Genomic DNA, 12,549 nt, shown 5'->3' with positions numbered 1-12,549 from the left:
ATGGACCAATATAAACAACTGGCAGAGACGATTGTGCAGCATGTCGGTGGGAAAGATAACGTCAAAAGTGTCTTTCACTGTGCGACACGACTGCGTTTCAAATTAAAAGATGAATCAAAGGCAAATGCGACTACGCTGAAGGAACAAGATGGCATCATCACGGTCGTTCAAAGTGGAGGACAATTTCAAGTCGTCATCGGGAACAATGTACCATACGTCTACAAAGAGGTTGTCGATGTTGGTGGTTTCCAGACATCTTCGACTGATGATGAAGAAAAATCAGGAGTATTCAACCGATTGATTGATGTGATTGCTGGAATCTTTACGCCGATTCTCGGACCGATGGCAGGTAGTGGTCTGTTGAAAGGGTTACTCGCCATCCTTGTCGCGTTTGGATTATTGACAGAAGAAATGGGCACATATGTCGTCTTGAATGCCGCGGCGGATGCACTATTTTACTTCCTACCCGTGATCTTAGGACATTCGGCGGCTAAGAAATTTGGTGGGAACCCGTATATTGGGATGATTATCGGTGGGGCGCTTGTCTATCCATCGATTGTGGCCATTCAAGGAGCCGGGGAGGCCTTGACGTTCCTCAATGTGCCTGTCGTCTTAATGAGTTATGCGTCTTCGGTTATCCCGATTATTTTGGCGACATACGTTTCTTCAAAAGTCGAAACATTCTTTAACCGTCATACGCATGAAGCTGTACGAAACTTCACAACACCGATGATGGCGTTGTTACTCGTTGTCCCGTTGACGTTTTTAGCAATTGGACCGGTTGCGACGTATGCGAGTCAAGGTTTAGCGAATGGTTACTCGTTCTTGTATGAGTTGAGCCCAACCATCGCCATCGCGTTCATCGGTGCGTTCTGGCAAGTGCTTGTCATGTTCGGTCTCCATTGGGGACTTGTACCAATTATCATCAATAACTTATCGGTTGTCGGTACGGATACGATTGTTGTCGGTGTATTGATGGCCACGTTCGGTCAAGTAGGGGCAGTTCTAGCGATTACCTTAAAAGCCAAAAATCCGAAAGTGAAAGGGTTAGGAACATCTTCCACGATTGCAGGTGTGTTTGGAATTACGGAGCCGGCTATCTATGGCTTGACGCTTCCCCGTAAAAAACCATTTGTGTTTGGGGTTGTGGGTGGAGCGGCTGGTGGTGTCGTAGGAGGTTTGTTCGGTACGGCGGCTTATGCGATGGGAGGCCTCGGAATCTTTAGCATCCCAGTCATGATTCCTCCAACGGGTGTCGATTTAGCCTTCTATGGAGCATTTATCGGAATGGCGGTTGCAACAGTAGTCGCTCTCGTCTTGACGATGGTCTTCCACAAAGAAGAAACGACCGTCGAGTCGACAGAAAAAGTGGTTGTACAATCAATCTCTGAACAAGTCGGCTTTCCTGTATCGGCTCCATTGAAAGGAGAAGTCGTGTCGCTTGAAACGGTTCGTGATGAAGTGTTCTCAAGCGGGGCGATGGGGAAAGGGATTGCGATTATGCCTTCAGAAGGCGCGGTATATGCACCGTTTGACGGAGAAATCGTCACGGTCTATCCATCGAAGCATGCAATCGGTCTTCGATCTGATACAGGTGTGGAAGTATTGATTCACATTGGATTAGATACGGTCAAGCTAAATGGACAGTATTTTGAAACGGTCGTTACGGACGGTCAGAAAGTGACAGAAGGAGAACTGCTCGTCCGATTCGATATAGATGCCATCGCTCGTGAAGGGTATGATACCATCACCCCGATTATCGTAACAAACACCGAACATTATCTCGATGTCTTACCGGTTTACACAGGTGTGGTTGAAGCCAATCATGGCGTATTGCGTGTCATTGTATAACAAAGGAGGAGACAGTATGAAACAAGTATCAAGTGAATTTCTATGGGGCGGGGCTACTGCGGCCAATCAGTTAGAAGGTGGTTATCAAGAAGGTGGTAAAGGACTTTCGATTGCTGACGTGATGCCAGGCGGAAAACAGCGAATGAAGATTATCCATGATCCGACGTTTGATTTTGAACTACATGAAGAGTATTCATACCCGAACCACGAAGGAATCGACTTCTATCATCGTTATAAAGAAGATATTGCCCTCTTTAAGGAAATGGGATTCAAGACGTTCCGCATGTCAATTGCGTGGTCACGAATTTTCCCGAACGGAGATGAAGTGGAACCGAATGAGGAGGGACTCCAATTCTATGATCGTGTGATCGATGAATTAGTCGCCCAAGGCATTGAACCACTCGTGACCATCTCCCACTATGAGATGCCCCTACATCTTGCGAAGCATTATGGGGGATGGCGAGACCGTCGCTTAGTCACATACTTTGAACGATACAGTCGTGTCTTGTTCGAACGTTATAAAGGGAAGGTCAAATACTGGTTGACGTTCAACGAAATCAACGGGGCACAGTTCATGCCGATGCTCAGTCTAGGGATTGCGGTTCGGGAAGAAGAGAATACGTTACAGCTCACCTATCAAGGATTGCATCACCAACTGGTCGCAAGTGCCCTTGCGACAAAGGCGGCCAGAGAGATTGACCCATCGATGCAAATCGGATGTATGCTCATTGCGGCTCCGGTTTATCCGTATAGTTCAAACCCGGATGACGTTTGGTATGCTCACGATGCAGAACGGATGATGAACTTCTTCTGCGGAGACGTCCATGTACGCGGCAAATATCCGAGCTTTGCGAAACGATTCTTCCGAGACAATGGCATTGAACTCGCTATGGAAGATGGCGACCTTGATATCCTCAAAGAGAATACTGTCGACTTCTTCTCACTCAGTTACTACATGTCGCGCACTGAAAAGGCTGAAAAAGGTCAGGATGAGGCGGAAGGTAATATTATGAGCGGGGTCAAGAATCCATACTTACAGGCGAGTGACTGGGGATGGGAAATTGATCCGACAGGACTCCGCGTCATCTTGAACAAGTTATATGAGCGTTATGAGCTCCCATTATTCATCGTTGAAAACGGGCTAGGTGCTTATGACAAAATTGAGTCGGACGGAACGATTCATGATGACTATCGCATCGATTACTTACGTGATCACTTGAAAGGGATGATGGATGCAATCGACGATGGAGTCGAAGTGATGGGATACACGAGTTGGGGGTGTATCGATTTAGTGAGTGCCTCGACAGGTGAGTACAGCAAACGGTATGGTTTCATTTACGTGGATCGACATGACGACGGTACCGGTACGTTAGAACGAAAACGGAAAGAGTCGTTCTTCTGGTATCAAGAGGTGATTCGTTCACAAGGTGCGAGCTTATACGAAGAAGAATCAGTCAAATGAAAAAGCGGCCTCGGCCGCTTTTTCATGCTTTCGTGATTTTTCGCAATAAGATGATCGCGAGGCTAATGCCCCCAGCAATCAACATATACAAGATAATTTCCATCCAAGTGTTCATTCGTCGTCTCCATCCGCAAAGATTGCGAGCTCCCCTTGTGGCATCGCGACCAACAGATAGGCGTCTCCACCAAGTGGTCTCGCGTCCCCTGCTTGCCAGCACTCAAAGTGTTCTTGATATCCATTGATGAAGAGAAGGGATCCGGATTCAAATTCCAGTTCGAGGTGGGGGTGTTCGTCACCGAGGCGTACTTGATGGATGCGCTCTCTTCTTAAGCGCATGAGCTGTTCGAGTTGTTCACCTTCGTCAAACGTATTTTGCGTCGCATGGACATGCCACGGTCCCTCAATGGAGATCCAAGATTCCAGTCCTTGACGACTGAAATAGAGAAGATGATGGTTCGGACCAGAACCGAAATCGATTCCGACAAAAGAAGAGGCGGTAAAGAGGTGATGCAAAATAGATGTCGCTTGTTCGTGCTCTGTGGTAGACACACCGTCACCTCACTTTAAAGAGTTGTTATCATTATCATTTCACGTTACCACGCTAAAGTAAACGAATCTAACTCAATCTAGAAAAGAAACTGTAGATGATTCGCAAAGTATAATTTTGATTTATTTCACATTTCTGTATACAAAAAAACGGACATTCACGATGAATGTCCGTTTTTTTCAAACCTCATTATGCTTCGACAAAGGCAGCGCCGATCACACCCGCATCTCCTGACAATTGAGTGAGGCAGAGACGCGTTTTTCCACTAGCATGTGGATACATTTTATTCGAGACTGCTTGTTGTAATTCGTTCCAAAATAATGAGGCCGACATCATGACGCCGCCTCCTAATACAATCACATCAGGATCGACGGTATGAATGATGTTAGCTAGTCCGCTAGCCAGTTCCTCGACGAAGTGATGGCGGTACTCGTCATCTGATAATAGCGAAGGGACGTTTGTATATCCTTTTTCGCTTGCGCGACTCATGAGCGCGGTACCACTTGCGAGTGATTCGAGAGAGCCTCGATTCAGTACAGGGTGAACTGGTCCGTTCGAACGGATAATCATATTTCCGATTTCACCGGCACTGCCGTTCGCCCCTCGAATGATTTGATGTTTATAGACATAACCGCCACCGATTCCAGTGCTGACTGTTACATAAAAAACAGCATCGAATCCTTTTCCTGCTCCAAATTTAGCTTCTGCGAGAGCTGCTGCATTCGCATCGTTTTCAAGGGTGACAGAAAAGCCGAGGCGCTGTGTTAAAGGCTCAACGATTTTTTGATTGTGCCAATTCGGGAGGTTTGGAGGCGTTAAAAACATCCCTTGTTTCAAATCGAGTGGACCTGGAGCCACAATTCCAACATGCTGGATATCGAATTCAACATTGAATTGATTAATCGCAGTCTCAATAGATTTTAGTGTCTCTTCGAAAGGAAGTTGAGGCTGCGTGTTAAACGTGAGTTGTTTCAGTACTTCACCTTTGAGTGAAACAGCTGCAATCCGAGTGTTTGTCCCTCCTAAATCAATCCCGATTCGGACAGCTTGTTTTTCATCGGAAGGAACACCAGTCACTAGACAAATCGCTTCTCCCTCAATCAAGAACGACTCATTGGCCGGGAGAAGGAGTGTACCTCCCGTAGGTACTTCCATCTCATCAATGATTAATGTTCCTTGCACGACAGATAGTAACCGGAACGTGTCGGTCGAAATCTTTTCTTTCGCTGTAACATGCCATTTTTCCACGAAGAAGAATGGATTCTTCGTCAAACGTGTTCGAAAGTGATCGAGTTGACGGATTGGTTCACTATAGCCAAGGTGAGGGACGAAAGAAGCGAGAATGCCCTTTTCTACGTGAAGTTCACGTGGACGACCGGTCGTCACATCCAGTCGCTCGTAATCGTATAGACGATAGGTTGTGTCCGAACTTTGTTGAATTTCCAGTACGCATACCCCTTTTGTCAATGCATGGACCGTTCCAGCTGGGACATAGAAAAAATCACCGGCATGAATCGATTTTCGTATCAATCCGTGTTCCAAATCGCCTGTTTCAAGCGCTTTGTTGAAGTCTTCTGAGGTGGCATAGGAGTGACCGTAAATGAGTGTCGCATTTGCTGGAGTATCGAGAATATACCAACATTCATTTTTTCCATATGATTCGTTTTCGAGTTGTTCCGCTAACGAATCATCAGGATGAACTTGAATAGACAAATCATCGTTCGCATCAATCCATTTAATCAGTAGCGGAAACACGTCCGCTTTAATTTGAAACAACTCTGGATATTGTTGATAGAGTTCACGCAAAGAAAGACCAACGTAGGGTCCGGAAGCAACGGCTGAACTACCTTTTTCTAATGCAGAAGCCGTCCAAGCTTCACCGATCGAAGGGTCATTGAAATCGAAACCAAATTGCTTCAGACGCTCCCCTCCCCAAAGTCGCTGTTGATAGTGTGGTTTTAAAAGAATAGCGCTCATATCCTGTCCTCCTGTTAATTTGATATACACTTATGAATTTAAAAACTAAACAAAGTTTAAATCAAGTATAGACATGAAATAAATCATGTGTATAATAAAACATGTAACCGATTTCAAATAAGGAGTGAGGACACATGAAGAAAATCTTATTAGCGTGTAGTTCAGGGATGTCGACGAGTTTACTCGTAACGAAGATGAAAGATCATGCCACATCAATCGGGGATGAGGCGAAGATTTGGGCAGTCGGTCAAGATCAGGTCGTAACCGAGATGGACGAGGCAGATGTGATTTTGATTGGTCCACAAATGCGTTTCTTGTTGGATAAATTGAAAGCGCAAACATCAACACCGATTGAAGTGATCGATATGATGGCATACGGCACGGCGAATGGAAAAGCTGCATACGAACAAGCGATGAAATTAATGGGGTGAACAACGTGGAACAGGTAGACGAGTTAACCTTGGAGCAAATGGCATTCATGATGATTTTGCACAGTGGCAATGCGAGAAGTACGATTCAGGAAGCGATTCAACTGTATAAAACGAGTTCTTATGAAACGTTCGAAGAAAAGATTGATGAGGCACGTGGACAATTAAAAGAAGCACATCAAACACACTTTTCACAAATCCAAAGAGAAGCAAAAAAAAAAAAAACAGACGTCTCTTTATTGCTTCTTCATGCAGAGGACCATTTAATGTCTACGCAAACGATGCTTGATTTGACAGCGGGTTTGGTCGAAATGGTCGAACAAAAGATTGTAAATCCTAATCAAGAAGGGTGAATCATATGTCACAGGACAATAAGATGTTCAACATGATCAGTAAACTGCTCATGCCGATGGCGACCTATTTAAACAACAGTCGCTATTTACAAGTATTGCGAGATGCATTCATGCTCGCTTTCCCGATTACCATGTTTGGGTCAATCATCGTCGTCATTGCAAACCTGCCGTTCCTCGACCGTTTCATGTCCGAGAGTACACTCAGTGTATTTAAAACATCACTCGGAAACGCACCATCTGCAACGATGGGGATTATGTCTATCTTTGTCGTCTTCGGCATCGGGTATTATCTATCGAAAAGTTATCAAGTCGAAGCTGTCTTCGGAGGAGCGATCTCGCTCGTGTCTTTCCTTCTCTTAACGCCTTTCTTGATTGAAGTTGACGGTATGTCAGAGGCAGTCGGGAATGTCCTTCCGTTGGATCGCCTTGGAGCGAAAGGGATGTTCCTTGCGATGATTACCGGATTCCTGTCCGGTGAGATTTATCGATTTGTCGTTCAAAAGAACTGGACGATTAAGATGCCGGATGGAGTACCGCCAGCTGTTGCGAAATCATTCTCAGCACTTGTTCCTGCATTATTAACCTTGACTGTATTTTTAACATTCAACATCATCGTGACGAACTTATTCAATACGAATCTTCATGACGTCATTTTCAACGTCGTTCAGCAACCACTTGTGACATTGGGGAATGGTCTCATTCCAACGTTGATTGCAATCTTCTTCGTTCAGCTATTTTGGTTCTTCGGACTTCACGGTCAGGTCATCGTCAACTCGGTGATGGACCCGATTTGGAACACATTATCTGTGGAGAACTTGACGGCTTATACCTCGACTGGAGATGTTCCGAACATTATCAGTAAACAGTTCATTGAAATTTACACGGTAGGGCTTGGTGGTTCCGGATCTACACTTGCTGTCGTCGTGGCCATCTTGTTGTTCTTGAAATCGAAACAGTTGAAACAAATCGGGAAACTATCTCTCGGACCTGGACTATTCAACGTAAACGAGCCGGTCATCTTCGGACTTCCAATCGTTATGAACCCGCTCATCATGATTCCTTGGATTGTCGCACCGCTCGTGACGGTAACGGTCACATATTTTGCGATGTCGACAGGCTTAGTCCCACCACCAACGGGTGTCGCTGTTCCATGGACTGTCCCAATGTTCTTGAGTGGTATCATGGCGACGAACTCGCTTGCCGGAGGTCTTCTTCAAATCGTGAACTTCTTCATTATTTTGGCGATTTGGTTCCCGTTCTTGAAATTTATCGACCGCATGAACTTGAAAAAAGAGTTAGAAGAATCAACAGATAAACAAGAAGCAGTGTAAACAAATAGAGAAAATAGAAATAAGGGAGAGATAAAAGATGACGAACCCGACACAAACACGAATGAAAGAGCAAAAGACCTATCAATTTCCGACAGACTTTTGGTGGGGAACGGCTTCTTCTGCTACACAGATGGAAGGTGCTGCTTTTGAAGGTGGAAAAGGATTGAACATCTGGGATTACTGGTACATGCAAGAGCCGAATCGCTTTTTCAATGGCGTGTGCGCAACAGAGGCCTCAAACTTCTATCATTTGTATGAAGAAGATATCGCATTGATGAAAGAACTCGGGCATAACACGTTCCGTTTCTCCATTTCATGGTCACGTCTTTTTCCAAAGGGTTTCGGGGAAGTAAATGAAGAGGCAATCACATTTTATAACAATGTCATCAATTGCTTAATCGATCATGGTATCGAACCGTTCATCAATCTGTATCACTTCGATATGCCGATGGCGCTTCAAGAACAAGGTGGTTGGGAATCACGGGAAGTCGTGGAGGCATATGTCACCTTTGCGAAGACATGCTTTGAGTTGTTTGGTGACCGCGTCGAGAAGTGGTTCACGCATAATGAACCGATTGTACCGGTAGAGGGTGGATATTTATATGATTTTCATTATCCAAACGTTGTTGATTTCAAGCGAGCTGTCCAAGTAGCGTACCACTCGATCTTATCGAGTGCGAAGGCAATCGAAGCGTATCGTGACATGGGACAATCTGGGCAAATCGGGATCATCTTAAATCTGACACCCTCATATCCGAGAAGTCAGCACCCAGCTGATTTGAGCGCAGCGCGCATTGCTGATGCGATGTTCAATCGCTCGTTCCTCGATCCATCTGTTTTAGGCACGTTCCCTCAAGAACTAGTAGAAGTACTGAAGTCTGAAGATGCGATGCCACAGATGGAAACAGGCGATCTTGAACTCATTCGAAAACATACAGTCGACCTGCTTGGCATCAACTATTACCAGCCGCGTCGCGTGAAAGCAAAAGCATCACTGCCGAATCCGGACGCACCATTCTTACCGGAAAACTTATTTGATTTTTATGAGATGCCTGGACGTAAAATGAATCCATATCGTGGATGGGAAAAAAAAGAAAAAGGAATCTATGATATATTAATCAATCTAAAAGAAAACTATGGTAATATTCCTTGCTTCATTTCAGAGAATGGAATGGGGGTCGAGGGTGAAGAGCGTTATCGTGACGAGAACGGAAGTGTCCAAGACGATTATCGAATTGATTTCATTCGCGAACATCTGAAATGGATGCATCAAGCGATTGAAGAGGGTTCGAACGTAAAAGGCTATCATCTTTGGACGTTCATGGACAATTGGTCATGGAGCAATGCTTATAAAAATCGCTATGGATTTGTAGGCATTGACTTAGATACGCAACAACGTACTGTAAAAAAATCAGGGCACTGGTTTAAACAGTTGATTGACGCTAATGGTTTTACAGAATAATGAAGTAAGCTGACAAAGACTACTCTTTGTCAGCTTTTTTTGATATATTGTACATATATGTCTATACATGAGGTGCTATATGTCTACTAAAAAAAAACCGAAATATGAAACCATTGCTGATGAAATTCGTAAAAGAATTATTGAACACGTTTATCCGCTAGAACATGCATTACCTGATGAAATCCATTTGGCCCAAGAGTTTGGGGTGAGCCGAATGACGATGAAACGTGCGCTTGAGATTCTCGTCATGGAAGGGCTGATTTATCGTAAACGTGGTAAAGGAACATTCATTTTACAGTCGAGCTTCCAAAAAGATCGCATCAACGTGATTAGTAAAGAAACGAGAGGGTTGACTCAAGTAATCGGAGATCGCTCGTTACGAAGTGAGGTCCTCAATTTTGAGGTAAAGTTTCCGTGTCAGGAAGTCGCCAATCATCTCATGATTGAGCTGACAGAACCAGTCTATGAAATACGTCGTGTGCGTTACGTAGACGATGAGCCATATGTCATCGAATTGACGTACATGGTTGCTAACCTCATTACAGGAATCACACGTGAAATTTTGGAAAAATCCGTGTACGCGTATATTCAAGAAGATCTTGGTTATACGATTACAAGCTCGCATAAAGTGATTCGAGCAGATAAACCGGATGAGTACGATCAAGCTTACTTGAAGAATGATATCACTGAACCGATTATCGAAGTCGAGCAAGTGGTCTATTTAAGTAACGGGAAACCGTTCGAGTATTCGTTTGCCCGTCATCGATACGATAAATTTGTGTTTTCATCGGTCAATATTGTGAAGTAAAAGTCGCCGCGATGGCGACTTTTTCGTAAGGAGGACCCATCGTGGATGTGAAAATTGAACAAGCAGGATACGAGATAAACGAGCCCGTCATCCAAGACATTTCGTTTGATGTACGGGCAGGTGAGATTTTAGGGGTGATTGGGTCGAATGGTGCGGGAAAAACGACTACCATCGCCTGTCTTACCGGAACGATTCCTTGGATGAAGGGAACGGTCGAGATGGAACGCTATGCGTTTATCCCGGAACAACCGGTCTACTATGATTATTTGACGCTATCTGAACATATCGCACTCGTCCAAGAATTAACGGGAATCGATTCCACAGAAAAAACGGAGGAGTTGCTACAGCTATTCCGGTTAGAGCATGTGACCGATCGGTATCTCTCCTCTTTTTCAAAAGGGATGAAACAGAAGGCGATGATTCTATTGGCGCTCATTCAAGAAGCGCGGGTATTGATTGTCGATGAACCATTTATCGGATTGGATGCGACGACGACGATTCAGTTACTTCGACTGTTAGAAGCGGAGCGTACGAGGGGGGCAAGTGTCTTATTAGTCACACACGTTCTTGATACGGCCGAGCGATTATGCGACCGATTCGTATGGATTGATGATGGACAACTGCTCGCGAGTGGGACGAAAGTGGAGATTCGTGAAGCGCTCGATACAGAGGGGATGACCTTGTTTGACATGATGGAAGATGTGGCGATGCGATGATTGCGAAACGATTGTTTTGGATGCGTGTCTCCCGGTACATAAAACAGCAATGGAAGACGGTCCGATTGATTGTCGACTGGACGATTTTTTTATACGTTGTCCTTCCTCTTCTCATATGGGCAGGCTATTCCTACTGGCAAGTCTGGGAAGGGAACTTCCCCTGGTTAGGTGACATCCCTTATTTTCTCTGGGCACTTCTGATTGGATGGTTCATGTGGCAAGACCGTATGTTTGTCTGGATTGAGCGTGCCGATCTCATCCTTGTGTCAAACCGGAGCATGATTCGGGATTTAAAAAAGTATTCGGTTTGGTATCAACTTACGCAACACGTGATTCAATATGGATGCTATCTGCTGTTGCTTGCACCGATTCTATACGTAAAAGGAAGGGACGTGGGCGAGATTCTCACGTTTGGGGCTGCACTTTTTCTACTCGCTTGGTGTCACGCATGGGTCCAGTATCATCTACGTCTCCGACATGCCCATCTCATGAAGCGATTTTTAATCGTACTCCTTGCTTTTGTAGGCGTGTATGCGTTATTGATTGAGTCGATATTGCTTAGTGTGTTGATCGGAAGCATCATGGTCACATTTGCGTCATACGTAGGGGAAGGATGGATGTCGAAACATCCGAGTGTCGGTCGAGAAATTGAAATCGGAGAACGTGAGCGTGCCTCATTCGATCGTGTCCTGTTGACGACGTCAGGAGCCATCGAGAAGACGAGTGAGCGGAAACGTCCCCTGTATCGACCGAGACCGAATCGCTTCGGCACCGTCAGACGGACGATGGCACTCCTTATGTACTTCAGAACGCCGAGTCATCGAAATTTATGGTTTAGACTCATTCCGCTCGGGATCACGAGCGTGATTCTTCTCCCAAGTTGGTTCAAACTAGTGGTTCCGATTTATCTGTTGTATGTCGCCTATCAAGAACAGACGTCGTTCACGAGAGAAATGGAGCGACATCCATTCTTTCAATCCATTCAAGAAAGAGGTTCATCATGAACGAACAGCAGTATGAGCAACTGTTACAAATCGAGACGGCCAAACCTCAGCAAGGATTCCCGTCCTCAGCCGAGTATAACCGTTATGAACCGACTCCTTACGAAGCACTCGATTTGCTTCGGGATGCGTATCCGTTAGAGTCCACAGATACCATCGTGGATTTCGGTTCAGGAAAAGGACGTCTGCCGTTCTATTTAGCGTATACGTTTCGTGTCAGGGCAATCGGTGTCGAGATGGACGGTGGATTTCATGAGGAGGCACTTCAAAATTGGATGAGCTATACGAAGAAACATCGTAATCGGGGAAGTGTTCAATTGGAACAGGGATTCGCGGAGGGATTCATGATTCCACCGGATGCGAATCGATTCTACTTCTTTAATCCGTTCTCGGTGAACGTCTTCCGCCAAGTGATTGCCAACATCATCGAATCTGTTGAAACGGTTCCTCGCCCGGTCGATGTGATTTTATATTATCCGGCGGATGAGTACCTCCATTATTTGAACGACGAGACGCCTTTTCAGTACGTACAAACGGTGCGATTGCCGCTGAAGAATCTTCATGAGCGATTTTTGATTTATTTTTTTGATATGATGGAGTCATCTTGGTAATG

12 protein-coding genes are annotated in these 12,549 nt (G+C 45.1%); 10 read left to right on the top strand and 2 right to left on the bottom strand.

The features are described from left to right. The gene (locus tag BBB58_RS01630) at positions 1-1,851 is read left to right on the top strand and encodes a beta-glucoside-specific PTS transporter subunit IIABC (protein ID WP_074035084.1); all 1,851 of its coding nucleotides are present in this window, start codon (positions 1-3) and stop codon (positions 1,849-1,851) included. A gap of 16 nt (positions 1,852-1,867) precedes the next feature. Next, positions 1,868-3,313 carry a glycoside hydrolase family 1 protein gene (locus tag BBB58_RS01625; protein ID WP_074035082.1) on the top strand — a complete coding sequence of 482 codons (1,446 nt, stop codon included), beginning with the start codon at positions 1,868-1,870 and terminating at the stop codon, positions 3,311-3,313. Between the two features lie 111 nt (positions 3,314-3,424). Here BBB58_RS01625 and BBB58_RS01620 read toward each other — a convergent pair whose 3' ends face one another. Further along, the gene (locus BBB58_RS01620) at positions 3,425-3,862 is read right to left on the bottom strand and encodes a hypothetical protein (RefSeq protein ID WP_047795794.1); all 438 of its coding nucleotides are present in this window, start codon (positions 3,860-3,862) and stop codon (positions 3,425-3,427) included. Between the two features lie 187 nt (positions 3,863-4,049). After that, positions 4,050-5,837, bottom strand: a complete 1,788-nt coding sequence (locus BBB58_RS01615; RefSeq protein ID WP_074035080.1) for a type I phosphomannose isomerase catalytic subunit — start codon at positions 5,835-5,837, stop codon at positions 4,050-4,052. A gap of 134 nt (positions 5,838-5,971) precedes the next feature. Here BBB58_RS01615 and BBB58_RS01610 point away from each other — a divergent pair, with 134 nt between their 5' ends. The 8 genes from BBB58_RS01610 (at position 5,972) to BBB58_RS01575 (ending at position 12,547) form a co-directional block, all read left to right on the top strand. Continuing rightward, positions 5,972-6,268, top strand: a complete 297-nt coding sequence (locus BBB58_RS01610; RefSeq protein ID WP_015880368.1) for a PTS sugar transporter subunit IIB — start codon at positions 5,972-5,974, stop codon at positions 6,266-6,268. A gap of 5 nt (positions 6,269-6,273) precedes the next feature. After that, positions 6,274-6,618 carry a PTS sugar transporter subunit IIA gene (locus tag BBB58_RS01605; protein ID WP_074035078.1) on the top strand — a complete coding sequence of 115 codons (345 nt, stop codon included), beginning with the start codon at positions 6,274-6,276 and terminating at the stop codon, positions 6,616-6,618. Positions 6,619-6,641: 23 nt separating this feature from the next. Continuing rightward, entirely contained in the window at positions 6,642-7,949 is a 1,308-nt protein-coding gene (gene celB, locus BBB58_RS01600) for a PTS cellobiose transporter subunit IIC (protein ID WP_041918122.1), read from the top strand. A 37-nt stretch (positions 7,950-7,986) separates the two neighbouring features. Continuing rightward, a complete protein-coding gene (locus BBB58_RS01595; RefSeq protein ID WP_143180207.1) occupies positions 7,987-9,411 on the top strand; it encodes a glycoside hydrolase family 1 protein in 1,425 nt (474 codons plus the stop codon). A 79-nt stretch (positions 9,412-9,490) separates the two neighbouring features. After that, positions 9,491-10,219 carry a GntR family transcriptional regulator gene (locus tag BBB58_RS01590; protein WP_074035076.1) on the top strand — a complete coding sequence of 243 codons (729 nt, stop codon included), beginning with the start codon at positions 9,491-9,493 and terminating at the stop codon, positions 10,217-10,219. A 41-nt stretch (positions 10,220-10,260) separates the two neighbouring features. Then, on the top strand, positions 10,261-10,935 hold the full coding sequence (locus BBB58_RS01585) for an ABC transporter ATP-binding protein (RefSeq protein WP_078146062.1): 675 nt from the start codon (positions 10,261-10,263) through the stop codon (positions 10,933-10,935). After that, positions 10,932-11,939 (top strand): ABC transporter permease, encoded by a 1,008-nt coding sequence (locus tag BBB58_RS01580; RefSeq protein ID WP_074035072.1) that lies wholly within the window; start codon positions 10,932-10,934, stop codon positions 11,937-11,939. Before BBB58_RS01585 ends, BBB58_RS01580 begins: the two co-directional genes overlap by 4 nt. After that, entirely contained in the window at positions 11,936-12,547 is a 612-nt protein-coding gene (locus tag BBB58_RS01575; RefSeq protein ID WP_074035071.1) for a class I SAM-dependent methyltransferase, read from the top strand. The genes BBB58_RS01580 and BBB58_RS01575 overlap by 4 nt, the downstream gene beginning before the upstream one ends. The last annotated feature ends 2 nt before the right edge of the window (positions 12,548-12,549 follow it).

The organism is Exiguobacterium profundum, assembly GCF_001909285.1.
GTDB lineage: Bacteria > Bacillota > Bacilli > Exiguobacteriales > Exiguobacteriaceae > Exiguobacterium > Exiguobacterium profundum.
Note: the sequence above shows the minus strand (reverse complement) of the source record. Positions and strands in the feature narration are given on the sequence as shown.

Bases quoted from the DNA above. Each gene is read 5' to 3' on its own strand.
- BBB58_RS01630 (WP_074035084.1), top strand. From the start codon at position 1: ATGGACCAATATAAACAACTGGCAGAGACGATTGTGCAGCATGTCGGT.
- BBB58_RS01625 (WP_074035082.1), top strand. From the start codon at position 1,868: ATGAAACAAGTATCAAGTGAATTTCTATGGGGCGGGGCTACTGCGGCC.
- BBB58_RS01615 (WP_074035080.1), bottom strand. From the start codon at position 5,837: ATGAGCGCTATTCTTTTAAAACCACACTATCAACAGCGACTTTGGGGA.
- BBB58_RS01610 (WP_015880368.1), top strand. From the start codon at position 5,972: ATGAAGAAAATCTTATTAGCGTGTAGTTCAGGGATGTCGACGAGTTTA.
- celB (WP_041918122.1), top strand. From the start codon at position 6,642: ATGTTCAACATGATCAGTAAACTGCTCATGCCGATGGCGACCTATTTA.
- BBB58_RS01595 (WP_143180207.1), top strand. From the start codon at position 7,987: ATGACGAACCCGACACAAACACGAATGAAAGAGCAAAAGACCTATCAA.
- BBB58_RS01590 (WP_074035076.1), top strand. From the start codon at position 9,491: ATGTCTACTAAAAAAAAACCGAAATATGAAACCATTGCTGATGAAATT.
- BBB58_RS01580 (WP_074035072.1), top strand. From the start codon at position 10,932: ATGATTGCGAAACGATTGTTTTGGATGCGTGTCTCCCGGTACATAAAA.
- BBB58_RS01575 (WP_074035071.1), top strand. From the start codon at position 11,936: ATGAACGAACAGCAGTATGAGCAACTGTTACAAATCGAGACGGCCAAA.